The 17,586-nt window shown below is 38.6% G+C and carries 18 protein-coding genes; 6 read left to right on the top strand and 12 right to left on the bottom strand.

Going from position 1 to position 17,586, the window contains the following annotated elements; all coding sequences use genetic code 11:
* Positions 1–8: 8 nt before the first annotated feature.
* On the bottom strand, positions 9–3,602 hold the full coding sequence (locus PL9214_RS16705) for a diguanylate cyclase domain-containing protein (RefSeq protein WP_072719882.1): 3,594 nt from the start codon (positions 3,600–3,602) through the stop codon (positions 9–11).
* A 421-nt stretch (positions 3,603–4,023) separates the two neighbouring features.
* Between PL9214_RS16705 and PL9214_RS16700 the strand changes: the two genes are divergently transcribed.
* Positions 4,024–5,040, top strand: coding sequence for an aldo/keto reductase (locus PL9214_RS16700; protein WP_072719881.1), 1,017 nt, complete (start codon positions 4,024–4,026; stop codon positions 5,038–5,040).
* Positions 5,041–5,065: 25 nt separating this feature from the next.
* Here PL9214_RS16700 and PL9214_RS16695 read toward each other — a convergent pair whose 3' ends face one another.
* Together PL9214_RS16695 and petJ are read right to left on the bottom strand one after the other, a co-directional pair.
* Positions 5,066–5,725 (bottom strand): hypothetical protein, encoded by a 660-nt coding sequence (locus PL9214_RS16695; RefSeq protein WP_072719880.1) that lies wholly within the window; start codon positions 5,723–5,725, stop codon positions 5,066–5,068.
* A 147-nt stretch (positions 5,726–5,872) separates the two neighbouring features.
* Positions 5,873–6,277, bottom strand: coding sequence for a cytochrome c6 PetJ (petJ, locus tag PL9214_RS16690; RefSeq protein ID WP_083580069.1), 405 nt, complete (start codon positions 6,275–6,277; stop codon positions 5,873–5,875).
* A 553-nt stretch (positions 6,278–6,830) separates the two neighbouring features.
* On the opposite strand from petJ, the gene PL9214_RS16685 reads away from it, so the two are divergent.
* Positions 6,831–7,028: a hypothetical protein gene (locus PL9214_RS16685; RefSeq protein WP_072719878.1), complete on the top strand. Its 198-nt coding sequence runs from the start codon at positions 6,831–6,833 to the stop codon at positions 7,026–7,028.
* A 66-nt stretch (positions 7,029–7,094) separates the two neighbouring features.
* On the opposite strand, the gene queC is transcribed toward PL9214_RS16685, so the two are convergent.
* On the bottom strand, positions 7,095–7,775 hold the full coding sequence (queC, locus tag PL9214_RS16680; RefSeq protein WP_072719877.1) for a 7-cyano-7-deazaguanine synthase QueC: 681 nt from the start codon (positions 7,773–7,775) through the stop codon (positions 7,095–7,097).
* 260 nt (positions 7,776–8,035) lie between these two features.
* Here queC and PL9214_RS16675 point away from each other — a divergent pair, with 260 nt between their 5' ends.
* Together PL9214_RS16675 and PL9214_RS16670 are read left to right on the top strand one after the other, a co-directional pair.
* Positions 8,036–8,557: a DUF4149 domain-containing protein gene (locus PL9214_RS16675; RefSeq protein ID WP_072719876.1), complete on the top strand. Its 522-nt coding sequence runs from the start codon at positions 8,036–8,038 to the stop codon at positions 8,555–8,557.
* A 194-nt stretch (positions 8,558–8,751) separates the two neighbouring features.
* A complete protein-coding gene (locus tag PL9214_RS16670; RefSeq protein WP_072719875.1) occupies positions 8,752–9,219 on the top strand; it encodes a DUF29 domain-containing protein in 468 nt (155 codons plus the stop codon).
* Here PL9214_RS16670 and PL9214_RS16665 read toward each other — a convergent pair.
* The 5 genes from PL9214_RS16665 to PL9214_RS16645 form a co-directional block, all read right to left on the bottom strand.
* A complete protein-coding gene (locus tag PL9214_RS16665; protein ID WP_072719874.1) occupies positions 9,208–10,341 on the bottom strand; it encodes a DNA cytosine methyltransferase in 1,134 nt (377 codons plus the stop codon). The two genes, PL9214_RS16670 and PL9214_RS16665, sit on opposite strands and share 12 nt — an antisense overlap.
* A 123-nt stretch (positions 10,342–10,464) precedes the next feature.
* The gene (locus PL9214_RS16660) at positions 10,465–11,586 is read right to left on the bottom strand and encodes a beta-ketoacyl-ACP synthase (protein WP_072719873.1); all 1,122 of its coding nucleotides are present in this window, start codon (positions 11,584–11,586) and stop codon (positions 10,465–10,467) included.
* A 144-nt stretch (positions 11,587–11,730) separates the two neighbouring features.
* Positions 11,731–12,300 (bottom strand): GUN4 domain-containing protein, encoded by a 570-nt coding sequence (locus PL9214_RS16655; protein WP_072719872.1) that lies wholly within the window; start codon positions 12,298–12,300, stop codon positions 11,731–11,733.
* 126 nt (positions 12,301–12,426) lie between these two features.
* Positions 12,427–13,188 carry a peptidylprolyl isomerase gene (locus PL9214_RS16650; RefSeq protein WP_072719871.1) on the bottom strand — a complete coding sequence of 254 codons (762 nt, stop codon included), beginning with the start codon at positions 13,186–13,188 and terminating at the stop codon, positions 12,427–12,429.
* Positions 13,189–13,223: 35 nt separating this feature from the next.
* Complete coding sequence (locus tag PL9214_RS16645; RefSeq protein ID WP_072719870.1) at positions 13,224–13,790, bottom strand: photosystem I assembly protein Ycf4; 567 nt, start codon at positions 13,788–13,790, stop codon at positions 13,224–13,226.
* Positions 13,791–14,354: 564 nt separating this feature from the next.
* Here PL9214_RS16645 and PL9214_RS16640 point away from each other — a divergent pair.
* On the top strand, positions 14,355–14,996 hold the full coding sequence (locus PL9214_RS16640; protein WP_083580057.1) for a Bpu10I family restriction endonuclease: 642 nt from the start codon (positions 14,355–14,357) through the stop codon (positions 14,994–14,996).
* 111 nt (positions 14,997–15,107) lie between these two features.
* On the opposite strand, the gene PL9214_RS16635 is transcribed toward PL9214_RS16640, so the two are convergent.
* From PL9214_RS16635 to PL9214_RS16625, 3 genes are all read right to left on the bottom strand, one after another.
* Positions 15,108–15,725, bottom strand: coding sequence for a 7-carboxy-7-deazaguanine synthase QueE (locus tag PL9214_RS16635; RefSeq protein WP_222425243.1), 618 nt, complete (start codon positions 15,723–15,725; stop codon positions 15,108–15,110).
* 12 nt (positions 15,726–15,737) lie between these two features.
* Positions 15,738–16,106 carry a translation initiation factor gene (locus PL9214_RS16630; protein ID WP_072719868.1) on the bottom strand — a complete coding sequence of 123 codons (369 nt, stop codon included), beginning with the start codon at positions 16,104–16,106 and terminating at the stop codon, positions 15,738–15,740.
* A gap of 85 nt (positions 16,107–16,191) precedes the next feature.
* Positions 16,192–16,764 carry a pentapeptide repeat-containing protein gene (locus tag PL9214_RS16625; RefSeq protein ID WP_072719867.1) on the bottom strand — a complete coding sequence of 191 codons (573 nt, stop codon included), beginning with the start codon at positions 16,762–16,764 and terminating at the stop codon, positions 16,192–16,194.
* A 469-nt stretch (positions 16,765–17,233) separates the two neighbouring features.
* Here PL9214_RS16625 and PL9214_RS16620 point away from each other — a divergent pair, with 469 nt between their 5' ends.
* Positions 17,234–17,527 (top strand): HU family DNA-binding protein, encoded by a 294-nt coding sequence (locus tag PL9214_RS16620; RefSeq protein WP_072719866.1) that lies wholly within the window; start codon positions 17,234–17,236, stop codon positions 17,525–17,527.
* The last annotated feature ends 59 nt before the right edge of the window (positions 17,528–17,586 follow it).

The raw sequence follows: 17,586 nt of genomic DNA, 5'->3' as shown, positions 1-17,586 counted from the left end.
ATTAATAATTAATGTGAAGATTCAGACGCAGATTCAGGAGATGTATAGACAATATAACGATTTCTACCTTGTGCTTTGGCTTGATACAGGGCTTGATCCGCCGCTTCAATTAAAACTTGAGGAGAGCTATGAACCGAAGGCATGAAACTGGCAATTCCCATACTGAGAGTTAAGTGTGAACTCAGGGGTGATTCAGGATGAGGAATCTGCAAGGAATTAAGGGTATTAGCGATAATTTCAGCGACTTGAATAGCCCCTTCGATGTAGGTTTGAGGAAGAATAACTGCAAATTCTTCTCCCCCATAACGAGCGACTAAATCCCCTGGACGGCGGACAGATTGATCAATGGCTTGGGCAACTTGAATTAAACATTCATCTCCGGCTAAATGGCCGTATTGATCATTATAACACTTGAAGTAATCTACATCACAAAAAATTAATGATAAAGGTTGTTGTTCTCGTGTACCTCGCTTCCATTCTTGCTCTAAATATTCATCAAATCGACGTCGATTTGCAACCTGAGTCAGTCCATCCATCATGACTAAACCTTCTAAACGTTGATTAGCAATATGTAATTGTTGATAGAGTTGAGATTGTTGAATGGCAACTTGCAATTGTTCAACTAACGTACAAGCTAATTCAACTTCGGTATCTTGCCAAATCCAAGTTTGGTGATGACGATAGACACTTAAACTTCCCCAAATTGAGGAACCGACCCATAATGGAACAATCAATAAAGCGCCCGGATTCATCTCGGTTAAATTCTGATTAATCGGTTGATCAGCATACTGTTGAAAGTTAGAAATCCGAATCACTTTTTGTTGCTTGATTTGGGCGGAAATTAAATTATCATCATCAGGAATAATAATTCCGATGGTATCATGAATTTGAGAGCCTTGAGTGGCACTTGCCACAATAATCCAGTGGTTTTGATCGGGGATATATTGAGCAATTGACACTCGATCAACATTTAAGAGTTGACCCATTTCTAAGGTCGCTGTTGAGAAAATTGTTTCTAAGTCTAAGGGCTGACTAATCGCTTGAATCACTCGTCTTAATCCTTTTTCCCGTTGCGCTTGTTCTTGGGTTTGTTCATACAATTGACTTTGATGAATAGCAATAGAAACTTGAGCCGAAATTTGTTCAAGTAAATCTAATTCCCAATAGGCCCATTGTCGAGGACAAGTACAGTGGTGAGCCATTAAAAATCCCCACAATAGTTCACCTTTAATAATCGGAACTCCTAAACACGCCCGGACTTGACACTGTTCAAACCACTGTAACTGATCGGATTTAAGATGGGCCGTATAAATATCAGAAATATTATGAAGGCACCCTTGACTAAAGGGGATAATACATTGGTCTTGAGTTAAATAGCTGCTGGGAATTTGTTGACCCCATAAAGACATCCACTCCACACCAACGGATTGTACAATTACGAGGGCATTTCCATTCGGTTCAAACCGATAAATTAAAACCCGATCCGTTTGTAATAATTTGCGAATTTCTGTAACGGTTGTAGTTAAGATTTCTTCTAAATTTAAAGATTGGCGAATCCGTTGGGTAATTTCCGTAACAACTCGTTCTCGTTTCAGGAGTTGACGCAGGGTTTCTTCGATTTGTTTGCGTTCTGTAATATCTAATAACGTTCCAAATAAGCGAATGACTTGACCTTGTTCATTCCTCATCACTTTGCCTTTGATTAAAAGATAACGCAGAGAATCATCGGGGCAAAAAATACGGATTTCCTGTTGAAATTGTTGACCTTCGTTAAGTGCTTTTTCCATGCGATGACGGATGAGTTCTCGATCATCAGGATGGGTAAAAACTTGTAATAATTCCTCATAGGTGGGAACAGGATGATCGGAACTTAACCCATAAATACAAAAGCTTTCCTCTGACCACTGAATCTCTTGGGTGAGCAGATCATAAGACCAACTCCCTAAATGAGCCAATTTTTGGGCTTCTGCTAAAGCCAAGTTGGTTTCTTGTAGGGTTTCTTCAACTCGTTTTTGATCGCTAATCTCTCGAATCACCGCGACAACGGAGGAGGAAGAAAGGGGAGAAATATTAGCCGAAAACCAACTATTTTTTCCGCCAATTTCCAAACAATATTCTAGGGTTGCTGTGGTTTGAGTGGCGATCGCTTTTTGTACAGTTTCTAACATTTGAGTTGCGAGGGGTTCAGGAAAAATTTCTTGGGGTGTTTTATCTAAAATTTGATCAACGGGTAGATACAGAATATGGGGATTATTCGTAATCACATTGAGATACCGTCCTTCCTCATCTAAAATTAAGACTAAATCCGACATTGCCCCAAAAACAGCCCGCAGTTCTGCTTCCGATTGACTTAAGGCAGCTTCAACTTGTTGTCGCTGAAGTTCAACTTGCTTGTGTTTGGTAATATCTCGACCAATCGCTTGAAATTCCCAGTTCTGTCCCATCTCATCGGGAATCACCTGCACCGTCCATTCTAACCAGCGTTGTTGATTAGATTCCTCTGTCAGACAAGACTGATAGCTTAGGGTTTCTTGGGTTTCTAACAAATGGGTGATTTGCTCTAGCCCCAGGTTTTGTTCATGATCGGGAAATAGGGAAAAAATACTTTGTCCGAGTAATTCGGAAGCCGACTGACCCAAATATTGACAACCGGCTTGGTTAATAAACGTTAAGCTTCCTTTAACGGTGTAACAACAGACAAATTCAGGAAAACTATCGAGTAAGTGATGATAACGAGCTTCTTGCTGAACTAAGGTTTGTACAAGCTGCATTTCTTGTTTAAGTTGTACCGTTTGAACTTCTAAGGTATGTTGTAAAATATCAATTGTTTCTAGTAATTCTGACGGATCAATAACCTGTAAAATATGGGTTTGAGTCACAATTCCGATTAAATTTTCTTCAGCCGTTGTCACCACTAATCGCCGAATTTGATGACGCTGCATTTGTTGATGGGCTAACCATAAAGAATCCTGGGCTGCAATAGCAATTACGGGTGAAGTCATCACCGTTTCTGCAAGGGTTAATTCAAAATTAAGATTCAATTGTTGGAATCGCACCATATCTCGCTCTGTGATCATTCCAATCGGTTGAATCAGTCCTTGATTTTGTAATTGGGTAATCACAATACAACTCACTTGATAGGTGATCATCAAGTTGGCTAAGTGTTTGATAGACGTGCTGGGAGGGGCATGAATCACCCGAATTTGCATCACATCCTCCACCCGTCTTAATTTTAGTAAATCGTAAGGAATCAGACGGTCACGAATCTGTTTGGGGGTAATGATTCTGATAACTTCACCCTGAAGATTAACAATGGGTAAATGGCGAATTTTATGGTGATTAAATTGTTGAATTACTTTTAAGGAATCCGCCGCTTCTGATTCCAATAAGGTAATAACATTGGCTGTCATCACTTGGGTAATGGGGACTTGATCAAAATGAATTTCAGCTGCAATTGCCCGCACAATATCTCGTTCAGTCACAATCCCGATCAGTCGTTGTTCATCAATGACTAAAATACAGTCATGATCCCTCTGGTTCATGAGGTTAATCGCATCTATACTGGGGGTATCTGATGTTACAATCAGTAAATTAGATGGCATTGCTGATTACTATATTTTTGTGATTGAAATCAGAATTTTTTATGACACGTTCCCTGACTGCTATCTGCCAGATTGCCACAAAAGATACTGCTTAAAATTCTATTGTGGCTTAAATTCATCGGATTGGGATAAAACTCAATTGAACTTTATTCTTCTACTTCTTGGCGAGTCCAGTAGAATCTCGCTCAAGGAGCTTGTGACAAAACAATCCGTCACATTTTATTAATAGGGGTTGACATATCCTCAAAAATTGATAATATTGTATTTTACAATGTCCGATCAGTCGGATTTATAAAAGATTAATAAAAATTTTATTTCCGACCTTAACCCTTTACTTAAAACGCAAAGATTGATTAAGATCTCCTATAAGCTAGTCGAAATTTTACCTTGAATGTATTGCCGATTTTTTTAAACGTAGAACATGAAATTACCCGTTTCCAGCCGATTTCAATTGACAGAAGACCTGAATATTTGTCGCATTTTAAATGGGATGTGGCAAGTGTCTGGATCTCATGGACGGATTGATAGCAAAACAGCCATTGAGAGTATGTTTAAATACTGGGATGCTGGATATACGACTTGGGATCTCGCCGATCATTATGGCCCGGCGGAGGATTTTATTGGGGAGTTTAGACGACAATTAATTGCAACTCGTGGACAAGCCGCATTATCCCAACTTCAAGCTTTTACAAAATGGGTTCCTCGTCCGGGGAAAATGACAAAAAATATTGTGGAAAAAAATATTGATATTTCTCGTCAACGGATGGGGGTAGACTGTCTCGATTTACTGCAATTTCATTGGTGGGATTATCAAGATCAAAATTATTTAGACGCTTTACATTATCTGACAGAGTTACAAACTGAAGGCAAAATTAAGCATTTAGCCTTAACGAATTTCGATACAGAACATTTAAAAATTATTGTTGAACATAAGATTAAAATTGTATCCAATCAAGTACAGTTTTCCCTAATTGATCGTCGTCCTTTAGCTAAAATGACCGAGTTTTGTCAAACTCACAATATCAAATTATTGCCTTATGGTGTTGTTTGTGGAGGATTTTTATCCGAAAAATATCTGGATCAACCTGAACCCAATAAATTGCGATTAGAAACCGTTAGCTTGAAAAAATATAAAAATATGATTGATGCTTGGGGAGGATGGAGTTTATTCCAAACCTTATTAACAACATTGAATGCGATCGCCCAAAAACATCACGTTACTATTCCTAATATAGCCGTTCGTTATATCCTCGAACAACCCACCGTCGCCGGAGCAATGGTAGGGACAAGATTAGGTATTTCTCAACATATTGAAGACAATGCTAAAGTCTTTGAATTTAGTCTTGATTCTGAGGATGATCAAACCCTGAATTCTATTTTTTACCAATCCCGTGATTTAATGCAAATCATTGGTGACTGTGGAGATGAATATCGATAATTTGTTGAGGGTTATCAATTAACTCCTAAGAATTTTTTAACGCCTGAACCGCGCGAACCAATCGTTTTAGATAAGGTTTAATTAAGGTTTTTTGTTCGGTTTGTAAGGTATTAACTTGTTGAGAAAGCTGATCGATTTGAGTGTGGATTGTAGCTGAATCTGCAACAGATTGACTTACCCAGGCTTCTAAAGCTGTTGTTAAGGATTGATGTTCCTGTCCTTCCCAATGAGGGGTAGAAGTTTGTGTTGAGGTCTTCAATTTATCAATAGCTTCTTGCATTAACTGAAACCGCACATTCATCACTTCCCAATCCTCTTGTCGCAACGCATTTTTTTCTAACCGTTGAGTTACCCGTTGTAACTCCGTGAGCACATCCGTAATCGGATCAAGTTCATTCGATTCTGGGGGTAAGGTTTGCAGTTGCTCATGCAACGATTCCACGACCCCGTGAACATCCGTAATTGCTGCATCCAGACTTTGACGCATATCCTGTTCAAACCGTTGACGATTGACAAGATTGAACAGCAACGCCGCACTGAGGGGAGTCAGCGCATAGAGAACCGGCTGATACCATGCCGCAATCAGTGTTCCAAGTGCGGTTCCCCCAACAGAAACATACTCAGCTAACTTCCACCCATCGACAGGGTTCCGTGACGGTTTTAAGGGTTCTGGGCTATCTTGCATAGTTGATTTAATAATTCCCCCTTATTTTAGCAATAGGGGGAGAATTGTTAACTGATTCCCTTTAAAAATTACCTTAACTTAAGGTTTAAATCCTTTGAAAACTCTATCCTAACTGTAATTTTCAAGGTATTTTACCTCTCAAATCAATCAATTTAATTCTCCTGACTTTTCCACATCCGGTCTTCCTTCGGTTTGAGAGGGGGAACTTAACCATCCCTTTTCTGCTTGTGTAGCAACATAATCAGCAACGGTTTTAATTTGTTCAGCCGTTAACCGATTTTTAAAGGCAGGCATCGCATTTTTACCATTGGTTACTTGATTGACAATTGCGGCTTGAGCATCTTCTTCATATCCTTTTAGGTATTTAACCAAAGCTTCTTTTTTTAAAGTTTTATTAGCAACAACCACATTATTTCCATTAATATGGCAGGCAGCACAGGAATTAGAAAAAATTTGAGATCCATTTAACGCCTCTTCTGCTAATACAGGTTGAGGTAGGATTAACGTTAACAATACAAAACCTAGAATAAAAACTGATAATAATTTTTTCAATTGAATCTCCTTGAATCCGAAATAGGCAACTGGTAACACAAAGATTTTACATCTACAATAAAAACACGGTATGTCCCTCGACAGAGAAACCAACGAGCTTCTAATTTGTTGAACCATACCATAAAGTTAATCTGGGGGGAAAGCTTTCGCCAGAAAATAATACTTAGTTGTAATCACCTCACTCCCTAAGCAAAAACTGCTAGGTGTTAACGGAAATGATAACAGCTATAGCAATCCTATTTGAGTTGTATCCAAAATTTCTGCTCAAAAGGGAACAGGGAACAGGGAACAGGGAACAGGGAACAGGGAACAGGGAACAGGGAACAGGGGTAATACTTCTAGCTGTTTCATATCAGTTTTAAATTATCACAACCTATTTGGGATTGCTATAGTGAGTAATAATACTGAATTTAACAGGATATTCTGCATTTGTGATCCAGCTTACTGATTCATGATGAGAATGATCACACCTACAGTGCCACAGAAATCATTGGATAGATTCGCTCAATCACAGATATTAAAAAGGCTTAATGGATTGCCTTTGGGTCTGTTTATGTCTGAACCTATATCCTGTTCTGCTTTAAGTTTCAAGCAAATGGTCGAGCAAATTTTAAGAACTCAATCCATGAGTCGTCAAGAACGATATGCACTGAGGTATTGGTTATTACGCAAACTCGATGAACACGAACAACAGTTAGTTTATACCCTCCAAAGGGGGTTATATACAGGGGAAATCAAAATCACAGATTAAACAAGTTAAAACCCAGAGAAGTTAGGGAATAAAACTCTATTATTCCTTCTCTTTTATTGAGTTCATTTAACTTTTAATATAGGGAATCGGATCAGTTAACCCTAGTTCTGAAAAGGCTGCTAATCGCAGACGGCAAGAATCACAAGTTCCACAGGCTTTTGTCTGTCCTGCATAACAAGACCAAGTAAATTCCCAAGGAACACCTAAATGATTACCCAGTTGAATAATCTCTGTTTTTTTTAAATGAATCAGGGGGGATTCAATCGTAATTGGATTGCCTTCTCGACCTTGTTTTGTTCCTAAGCGAAAGACTTCTTCCATTGATTGAATATAATCGGGTCTGCAATCAGGATAACCCGAATAATCTAAAGCATTTACTCCAATATAAACCCGACTAGCAACAATCGCTTCTGCATAAGCTAAAGCGAAGCTTAAAAATATAGTATTTCGTGCCGGAACATAAGTAACGGGAATACTTTCAGCCATCTTTTCAATCGATCTATCCTGGGGTAAATCGAGGTGATTATCTGTTAATGCAGAGCCTCCCCATAAGGTGAGATCAAAGGTAACAACTTGACGTTCTATGACTCCTGCACATTCAGCAATTTTTCGGGCTGATTCGAGTTCTTTTCGATGTCGTTGCTGATAATCGAAAGAAATCGCATAGCATTCACACCCATCTGCTTTAGCTTGGTATAAAACCGTAGAAGAATCTAAACCACCCGACAATAAAATAACTGCTTTCACTAGAGTCTTTTTCCCTTTTTAATAATGTTGATTTTATTTAAGTTAATTTTAACAAAAAATAAAGCGATCGCATCCCTCTGCAAGTTACAATTTTTACAAAGCTCCCAAATGGACAAGCTGGCTTTAAAATCAATATTTAAACATTTCTATAATTTTGTAAACTTTTATTATACAAAATACTTCACATTCTATCTCTGAAATTTTCGCTACACTAAATTTAAAGACAGCAATTATATCTCTATACATAGGTAGTTTTTACTATGGCTACAGTCTCTAAACTAGAATATCATCCCACGCGCTGGCTAACTTTGGTATTAGGAACCTTAGCGTTCTGGATGGCAGGTAGCTTAATTCTTGACTTTGTAATTATGCCGACAATGTATGTTTCAGGCATGATGGAAGATACAGGATTTACCTCTACTGGAACACTGATTTTTTCAGTCTTTAACCGGGTTGAGCTAGTCTGTGCAGCAGTGGGTTTAACCGGTTTAATTGCATTAGCAATGAACCTTCCTGAAAAATTTAGTAATCGCCTACGGACACTGACCGGATTATCCTTTTTCCTATTAGCGATTACGATGATTTACACCTACATTCTCACCCCTCAAATGAGTGCGTTAGGAATTAACCTCAACCTCTTTAATGGGTTAACTGCTATTCCTGATGGCATGAACCAACTCCACTGGGGTTATTTTACCCTAGAACTGATTAAATTATCCCTTTTAGGCACAATTTTAGGCTGGTGTTATCGTAATCACAGTAAACTCGATATCACGTTCTAAATTTATAGCAGGGAACAGGGAACAGGGAGGAAAAGAAGAGTGTACGGCGCACAGTTTTAGTATCAGTCTACGTCCTAACACCCCAGGCACGAGGGTTATATCTTTAAAATAACAGTAAGTTGGGTTTTGTTTCCTTAACCCAACTTTTTTATTTAAGTTGTTATAATTAAATCTAACTGAGTCTAGGATATCCCATGACAACCAAACTCCCGATCACAGAATCTAAACCCAATTCAAGTTTATACGAAGAAGATTATCATCTTTGGTTAATGAATACTATTCACCAGTTACAACAGGGAAAATTAGCTGAAGTTGATATGGTTAATTTAATTGAAGAATTAGAAGCTATGGTCAGAAGTGAAAAAAAGGCTATCAGAAGTAATCTCAGAATTTTATTAATCCACCTATTAAAATATAAGTATCAATCTGAGAAACGAACGAATAGTTGGCTATTTACTATTCGAGAACATCGAAAAAGATTACGAGACGATTTTAAAAATAGCCCAAGTTTAAAGCGATATTTTCTTGATGTTTTTGAAGAATGTTATCAAGATGCAAGAGAATTAACGGCTGATGAAACAGGATTAACCGTCGATACTTTTCCTGTAGAATCTCCATTTTCTCAAGAAGATACATTAAACCCAGATTATTTACCGGAGTGATACTAATTCACACATTTCTTGATTGGCTAATTTTAAACGTTCTTTAATTGATAATTGTTGTAAATCTTGACTCAACTCATATAAATTAACTCGCTCATAATTACCTTGAAATAAAGGAATTAACGCTTTAACTAACGCAACAATTCCATCAGGAGGAACTGCATTCCCAATTTGTCGGCGAACCTCAGTAAATGATCCTTCAAAGATAAAATTATCTGGAAACGATTGTAACCGAGCTCGTTCTCGATTAGTTAATGCTCTCGGTTCTTTATAATGATATCCCCAAGTTCCACCGCCACCACCTGCAATAATAGTTGTTGAAGGTTGGTCAGGGTGTAAACGTCGGTAAACATGACTAATCATTCCTTTAACATAATATTCGCTATCTTTCGGAATATCAGTAAAATTTCCTCCAGGTTTAATCCGTTTTAAAATTTCAATGGTTCTCGGTTGGATTTTTTGATGTTCATTATTATAAGGAACTTTTTCTACCCCGGCTAATACTTCTGATGCAGTTCGATAAGGATATTTTCGATTTAACCCATATTCCGGTTGGGGATGAATAAAATTAAATCCGGTATCTTTTCTAATTCCAACTAATAACACCCGTTCTCGAAATTGAGGAACCCCATAATCAGCAAAATTATAAAGTTTCGGTTTAACTAAATATCCCGGTTCAATATTTTCAAATTCAGAAATAATCCGTTGAATGGCTTTATAATTATTCGCACTTAATAATCCCTTGACATTTTCAGCAATAAAGGCTTTCGGTCTTTTCGCTTGCACAAATTTAAGAAAATAAGTATATAAATTTCCTCGTTCTCCTTCTAAACCAGGACGTTTCCAAATCATTGAAAAGTCCTGACAGGGGAAACCTCCCGTAATTAAATCTGTGTCAGGTACTTCAGAAATATCAATATTTTCGATTTGATTATGAACAATTACATCTGCAATATTCCGTTTAAAAGTTTGGCAAGCATTTTCATTAGAATCAATCGCCCAAACTACTTTAAATCCTGCTTTATGAAAGGGTAAATCCATTCCTCCACATCCTGAAAAAAGAGACAATGTTGAGGAGGTATATTTCCATTTGACTTGAGATAAACGTTCAGTTAATAGCATTTCTATTTGGATTATTAGGGATAATTTATAGTATATAGCAGTGGTTGTAAACTTTGTTAACTCAATCCATAAGTCTAGTGAGTTCGATTAAAATTCAATCTGTTAAATCTAGTTAATTTTTAATTAAGGTTTACCGAGTGCAATAATAGCATTTTGTCCCCCAAAACCAAAACTAAAACATAACGTATTTCTGACAAAACTAGAACGAACTGAGGTCACGAAATCTAAATCAAATTCAGGGTTTTTCAATCCAACACAAGGCGGTAAAAGTTGATAATTTAATGCCATTAAACCAAATGCGACTCCTAACGATCCTGACGCTCCTAATGTGTGTCCGGTCGCCCCTTTTGTCGAACTGACGGAAACGCCTTGAGGAAATAATTGTTGAATTAATTTAACTTCATAGTCATCATTTAATGCGGTTGCAGTTCCATGAGCATGAATAAAATTAATTTTATCAGGAGATAAATGACTATTTTTTAAACAAGTTTTAATGGCTGCGATCGCACTTTTTTGATTAAAGTCTGGTTTATTACTGTAAGCCGCATCATTGGTTAATCCAAATCCTAAAATTTTCCCATAAATTTGAGCTTTTCGCTGTTGTGCTAAATCTTCTGATTCTAAGATCAAAATAGCCGCTCCTTCCCCTAACACAAATCCTTCTCGATTTCGATCAAAGGGATAGCAACCTGTTTTTGCTAACGCTCCCATTTGTTCAAATCCGGCTAACGTTAACGGGGTAATAGGTGCTTCTACCGCACCGACAATCACACGCTGACATTGTTGGGTTTGAATCAGTTCCAATCCTTGAGCGATCGCCCAAATTCCTGTAGCACAAGCAGCCATTGGTGATACAATAATTCCTGTAGATCCGATTTTTTTAGCTGCATTTACAGCAATATTAAAATGTAAATAATCCCTAAATTTAATTAAATTAATATTCTCTTCCCCCCTTGCTAACTGTTCTAATTTTCCTTGATATCCCCGACTCGAACCGATCACAACCCCACAGTCGGGTAAAGGGGGAGTTAAATCAGCCATCATTAACGCATCCGTGATCGCCTTTTCTAATAATTCCGTAGGATGAGACGGAATATCATGAATTAAAGCGAGGGGTTGGGTCAGAAGTTCAGGAAAAGGTTGATAAGGTAATATTCTTGATTGGCTCGATAGCAATCCTTTCCAGGTTGTTTCTAAATTCCCTAATGCTGAGATTAAACCAATACCAGTAACAACAACATTCATTATTGATGAGTAATCTGTCTTCAACAACCGAGAGTCAGAATTAACTCTAACTAATATGAAATCCTGAAAATAATGCTACAAAAGGGAACAGGGAACAGGGAACAGGGAACAGAAGGGAAAAGAAAATAGGGAATCTGATTAATTTTAAACAGAAGTTGAAAATCGGTTTTTCATCCAAACTTTCTGATAACGGTTCTGTTCGCATAATCCCAAATAATCACAATGTTCAAATTTCTCTAAAAAACAGAAAATCTTACCAATTTCACTATAAAGATTATTATTTTTCCACTGTTCACCTTCTGGCATCAAGCAAGGTAAATGTCCCATGGGAGCAGATAGATCAAAGATAAGATCTTTATAGCGTACAAACCCTCCTTTAGGGATTCGCCACCCAATTTTTACACCTAAGTGTTCATTGTACCATTGTGAATCAATATTTTTGTCATTCATAATTTTTTCTAAAATCTGGGCTTGTATACTAAAACCAAAATGTTCCTGAGAAGCGTTAATCCACAATTGATCAATCGTACACAAATCCCTACAGGGTAATAGATAAATTGATTTTTGTTCTAAAAATCCCCTTTTTTGATTAGCAATTTTATAGATTAAAGTAAACGTTTCTCGGTTTGCATCTTGCCACTGTTGATCGTTGAGAAACTGCTGAAGTTTTGTGTAGTTAGCATTAATATCAGATAAGAGTTCTACTTCAGACATAAGCTTGAGTACAAATATTCCGAAACTTATAGGGTGAGTAAAAATACTAATCCCAATCCAGCTTGATTGAGTTTGAGATCCTTACCCACCCTGGGAAACTAAAAGTTTACAATTTTTGACAGTTTATTAATTTTTCAGATTTTCTAACCCTTGGGTCACTTTAGCAGACTGAATGCGATCGCCTTGTTTAATTTGATCGACAACGTTCATCCCGTCGGTGACATAACCAAAAACCGCATAACTCCCATCTAGGAATGGTAAATCTGCTAAGGCAAAATAGAACTGAGAAGAAGCGGAATCAGGGAATTGAGAACGAGCCATCGCCACTGCACCCCGAGTGTGGGATAAAACAGGAGCTTTTTGGATTCCGGCGCTTTCTAAGGTTTTACTATAGATCGGCTGTTCTGCACCTTTGGGCTTAATTTCTAAGGGGATCATCCGTTCTTTGGATGTCTTGGGATCAATAAATCCCCCAGTCCCTAATCTAGCACTGGGAAACTTAGGATCTTTACTTTGAGGATCGCCCCCTTGCACCACAAAGGGTTGAGGATCACGGACAACCCGATGAAAAGCTAGACCATCATAAACCCCTTTATTAACGAGATCGACAAAGTTCCCGGCGGTAATGGGGGCATTAGTGCCATCAATTTCAATAGTAATTGGCGATTTATTGACCGTCATTACTACCGTTGCTTTTCCGTTTAATTGGGGTGAATTTGCCATAGGTTGGGTTGAAGTTGGAGAACTGGGAGTAAGGGTCTGCTCGACAGATGGATTGTTCTGAGCTTGAGTTTCTGCTGAAGTTGTCGTAGAACTACAGCCCGCCACGATTAACACACATAAGAGCAGGAGCGGTAAAAACCAGTGCTGTGTGTTGAATTGTTTCATTTTAGGTCTCAATTTTTTTTGTGCAGTCGGATATTTTACAGTCCTTCTAAGGGAACTTGTAAAAACTTCGCTAATTCAGCCCCTTGATTTTCTAAGTCTGACAAAGGCAGGGGTTGGCCTACACGGGTTAAGGGAATTTCTCGACGGTCTTTGAGTTTGAGATACAACGCTCGACGGGGGTTGAGTCCATCTTTGATATCTACCCGAATTGATTGAACCTCATTAACGTTGCAATTGAATTCAACTTTACGGTTTTTCCCCGGAAAGCCCCACCGGAAAATATGAATCTTTCCCGTTTCCCGATTAAATTCATTGTATCCACCGCCTAAATCCCACAGAATCACCAGCCATAGATACAAAGCCAGTAACAAGGCTGCTGTTCCATATAACCCCATGACAATTCCTTGGGGGATAAAGATCAGTTGGGTCGGATCGGCGAAGGGTAAAAGATTAATTTTCAAATAGCTGGATATACCCGATAAGAGAAAACCAGTCCCACCAATGGTGATTACACTGGCCCACCAGTAGTTGCTGAAGCGACGGGAACCCGTAACTTTCTGATCAAGGATTTGATTCGTTGTGGTCTTTGTTTGGGTACTCATGAAACGTAAGAGTGTAAATCTTCACAGTCAACACCTTTGCAAAAATTGTTAACTGTAATATATAGTTATGTTAACTTGCTTAATAGTCTACCGCTAAATGTCCCCCGGTTAACCGAGGACACCATCTGTAGACTCAAAGCATCCGATCGATCGCTGAACAGTTGGTCTCGCAAGGGAAAAAAACTGCTTTGTAAGACCTTCGGCCGAACTGCGTTCGGATTGATTTCCACAGAAGGTCAAACCAGTGAAACGATCAGCCCCATCAAAAATCGAGAAACCGATTGATTATGGGGTAGTTCACAAAGGATAATGTTTTAGATAACCCAAGAGGATCGTTCTGAAATGACTATAGCAGTCGAACGGCCGCAAGTTCAGAGAGGATGGTTTGATGTCCTCGACGACTGGCTCAAACGCGATCGCTTCNTTTATGCTAATTTTCTTCATCCCTTCCAACACCGGAATTTAACAGCACGGGAAGGAGCGCGAATTCAATCTTTTTGGTAATGCTGTTCCTCCCTTACTGGCTAAAGCAATTGCACTCCATCTGACAAAAAAATTAGAGTTATGTCCACAAGTGATAGAAACCCTTTAGTTCATGGTTCTAATCTGCAACAAAAAGAAAGTAATCGTAAAAAATATCAAGATGTTGAGAGTAAGAAATTTCTCACGGAGATTAGAACTGAGTATAATCAATGGCACTCAGCTAATCTCGAACTAATTGGGCCAACTTCAACACCAACAGACAAGGATAATGAAATTATTGCCCAAAGGGTCAAACTTCTCTCAGATTATAAAGATTTTTTAGATCAGCAACATTATGCTGAAAAATTTGATTCTCGATCTAACCTTCACTCTAGTGTATTAGAGGAGTTTCTTTACTATTTATTTAAAGATTTAGTTAGAGATTTTGGCTCAAATGCTCTAATTGGAAAATCTCATACTTTCAAAGATATTTTCTTTGTTTCTCCTAAATACTCGGAAATGTTAAAGCGACCTTACGCACGCATTGAGAAGAAGGATCATGATTTTGTGATTGGAGCAACAATTCAAGCATCTTTTGAAGCAGCAACCCCACCCGAACAAGATGAAACCCCTGGTGAATTGGTGACCTTTGTTCAACAAGAACCAGAAAGCTATTCAGAAGCTACAGTTACAGGTAATGTGGAAACGCATCTTTTTGATATTCCAGTGGTTGTGATTGATTGATGAATAGTTAGGATCTTTCTATCAATGGTGTCAAGGTATGAATGCTGATAAACCAGTGGGCGATCACAGCTTCCATATTTTCATTATCTATCCCTAAAAAATGGTGTATAATTAAGGAACATTCAAATATTTATGAAGTTGCACGGATAATCGATAGTGAGGAAATTGTTTTAATAAGTCTAATACTAAAGGAAAGGTGCGATCACGTTGAGTCCATTCGGGTTGTAAAAAGACAGGAATTTGAGGGTTAAGCGTTAAATATTCTGCATAAAATTCTAATTCTTTTCCCGTTTCAATCACCAGTTTAATCTCTGATGCCCGTTTCCACATGAACTCAACAACCGGATATTTCCAGTTAACATGATGTTTTGGACTTAACGTAACCCAAACAGAATTAGAAATATCTTGCCAAAAGGAGCCTGATGTTTCAATGGAAACGCTTCTTCCCGTCGCTTCAATGGTATTGATTAAAGCCGGAAGTTGAGCATAAATAAACGGTTCTCCCCCAGAAATTACGACTCTAGGCGATCGCAATTCTGTAATTAAATCCTGAAAAGATCGAACTTGACGGGGTAAATTCATCCCCCCATTGGCATAGCCCGTATCACACCAAGGACAACCCACCGGACACCCGGCTAAACGAATAAAATCCACCGGGGTTCCGGCCCAATATCCTTCGCCTTGAATTGTACTTTGAAAGGTTTCATGAACTGGAATTTCAAGCCTCAAAATCTTACTAATTTATCCTCCACTCATTTTAGCTTTATATCCTAATTTTATCAGAAATTCTAACACTTTTTGACGGTGATCTCCTTGAATTTCAATCGTATTTTCTTTAACCGTTCCCCCTGCTCCGCATTGGGTTTTTAACTGTTTAACTAACCCTTCTAATGTTTCCGGTTTCGTTTGAAATCCACTAATCACCGTCACGGTTTTTCCCTTCCGCCCTGAACGAGTGGCTTGAACTTTCAAGTTTTGTTGATTAGGGGGAAGTTCAGGAAGGGCACGTTCTAAAGCCGGGGAGTTTGCAGATTCCCCAAACTCTGAATAAACTATCCGGTTTTTACTAGAGTTTGTTTGATCTTGAGAGTGACGTTTTGAGGGAGCCATAAGCCGTAAAAAATAATAGTTTAGCCTGATGAAAAAGGGAAAAACCGAAAAATAGTTTTTTCCCCTTTGTTATAAAATTAAATCGTTAATGGTTAATATTTTTGAGATCCTGTGAAGATTCCCATAAAATTGCCCCTTGCTGTTTCAGTGAACTGACTAAATCCAAAGCCATATTAATCGCATCTGAAAAATTAGCATTTTCAACAATAGCATCCGTCAGGTTAGCTTCTTTTAAATTAACCCCTTTGAGAGTGCTATGACTTAAATTGGCTTCCACTAAATCCGCTTTTAATAAAGTTGCTCGACTGAGATCAGCATAACTCAAATTAGCCAAGGATAAAGTCGCCCCACTCAAGTCCGCCCCACTTAAGTCCGCTCCACTCAAGTCCGCGCCCGTTAAATCAGCCCGTGTCAAGTTGGCCCCACTGAGATTAGCACCACTTAAATTGGCACAATAGAGGTTAGCACCAATGAGATTGGCGTTGTACAAACTCACCCCAATCAAATTAGCGCGAAATAAATTAGCCCGAAACAGGTTACATCGAAATAAACTCGACCCACTCAGGTCAGCATTATTAAAATCTGCCCGAAACAAGTCTGTATCTCGAAAATCCCGCTTTCCAACTGCATAAGCCATCAAAAGTTCTTCCGCCGTCATATTCCATCTTCCCAAGTCTAGGATCTTCCCCATTGTCACAAACCCAAAAGCCAAAATTGGCAAATCAGAATTAAGAATTAAGAATTTTAACGATCAACAGTCAACAGTCAACAGTCAAGAGCCAACAGCTAATGGCCAACCATCTGAAGAATTTCATCCAACCGCGTTACAACTCCCTCAAATCAATGTTAATCTCTGAAAAGGCGGTAAATTAGTGTTTTGTCGGAGTCAGCAAATTCCAGAGGATGCAAGCCCCTGAATTCATTGGTGGGGATAAGTCTTAAAGGAATTGATTCACTCCCCATAATCGACTGGCAAAGCCAATGGAGAACCGAGACACAGAATTTCACTGCGGGTTGAGGGCTATTAGCAGGTTTAGACTTGCCAACTGCTGATGAGGTTGTGCTAGAACTGCCATCAGCCTTAATATTTGCAGACTTGCTCACATAATTCAGGAGGTTCACATCAGATGAATAAAGAACAACTCGTTCAAGCAACCGCTATTAAAGCGGGTGTCACTAAAAAGCAAGCTGATTTAATCATTTCAGCCATTTGTGATTCTATTATGGAAGCCGTGGCCGATGGGGAAAAAGTGACCTTGGTGGGTTTTGGGTCATTTGAAGCCAGAGAACGCAAAGCTCGTGAAGGTCGTAACCCCAGCACTGGCGAACCGATGACCATTCCGGCGACAACGGTTCCTGTGTTCTCGGCGGGTAAAGCCTTCAAAGAGATGGTTTCAGGTCTTTCTGATGAAGTGGCTTAAACGCTCAACCTAATTTCCCTCATCCCAAGAGACAATATGCTCCTGTTGGTTTAACGTTT

Origin of the sequence: Planktothrix tepida PCC 9214 (assembly GCF_900009145.1) — a bacterium.
Lineage (GTDB): Bacteria > Cyanobacteriota > Cyanobacteriia > Cyanobacteriales > Microcoleaceae > Planktothrix > Planktothrix tepida.
Note: the sequence above shows the minus strand (reverse complement) of the source record. Positions and strands in the feature narration are given on the sequence as shown.

Coding starts and splice junctions, on each gene's coding strand:
- PL9214_RS16630 (WP_072719868.1), bottom strand. CDS start 16,106: ATGGCTCCCTCAAAACGTCACTCTCAAGATCAAACAAACTCTAGTAAA.
- PL9214_RS16695 (WP_072719880.1), bottom strand. CDS start 5,725: ATGCAAGATAGCCCAGAACCCTTAAAACCGTCACGGAACCCTGTCGAT.
- PL9214_RS16640 (WP_083580057.1), top strand. CDS start 14,355: ATGTCCACAAGTGATAGAAACCCTTTAGTTCATGGTTCTAATCTGCAA.
- PL9214_RS16670 (WP_072719875.1), top strand. CDS start 8,752: ATGACAACCAAACTCCCGATCACAGAATCTAAACCCAATTCAAGTTTA.
- PL9214_RS16660 (WP_072719873.1), bottom strand. CDS start 11,586: ATGAATGTTGTTGTTACTGGTATTGGTTTAATCTCAGCATTAGGGAAT.
- PL9214_RS16645 (WP_072719870.1), bottom strand. CDS start 13,790: ATGAGTACCCAAACAAAGACCACAACGAATCAAATCCTTGATCAGAAA.
- PL9214_RS16625 (WP_072719867.1), bottom strand. CDS start 16,764: ATGACGGCGGAAGAACTTTTGATGGCTTATGCAGTTGGAAAGCGGGAT.
- PL9214_RS16620 (WP_072719866.1), top strand. CDS start 17,234: ATGAATAAAGAACAACTCGTTCAAGCAACCGCTATTAAAGCGGGTGTC.
- PL9214_RS16650 (WP_072719871.1), bottom strand. CDS start 13,188: ATGAAACAATTCAACACACAGCACTGGTTTTTACCGCTCCTGCTCTTA.
- PL9214_RS16700 (WP_072719881.1), top strand. CDS start 4,024: ATGAAATTACCCGTTTCCAGCCGATTTCAATTGACAGAAGACCTGAAT.
- PL9214_RS16675 (WP_072719876.1), top strand. CDS start 8,036: ATGGCTACAGTCTCTAAACTAGAATATCATCCCACGCGCTGGCTAACT.
- PL9214_RS16705 (WP_072719882.1), bottom strand. CDS start 3,602: ATGCCATCTAATTTACTGATTGTAACATCAGATACCCCCAGTATAGAT.
- PL9214_RS16685 (WP_072719878.1), top strand. CDS start 6,831: ATGTCTGAACCTATATCCTGTTCTGCTTTAAGTTTCAAGCAAATGGTC.
- PL9214_RS16665 (WP_072719874.1), bottom strand. CDS start 10,341: ATGCTATTAACTGAACGTTTATCTCAAGTCAAATGGAAATATACCTCC.
- PL9214_RS16655 (WP_072719872.1), bottom strand. CDS start 12,300: ATGTCTGAAGTAGAACTCTTATCTGATATTAATGCTAACTACACAAAA.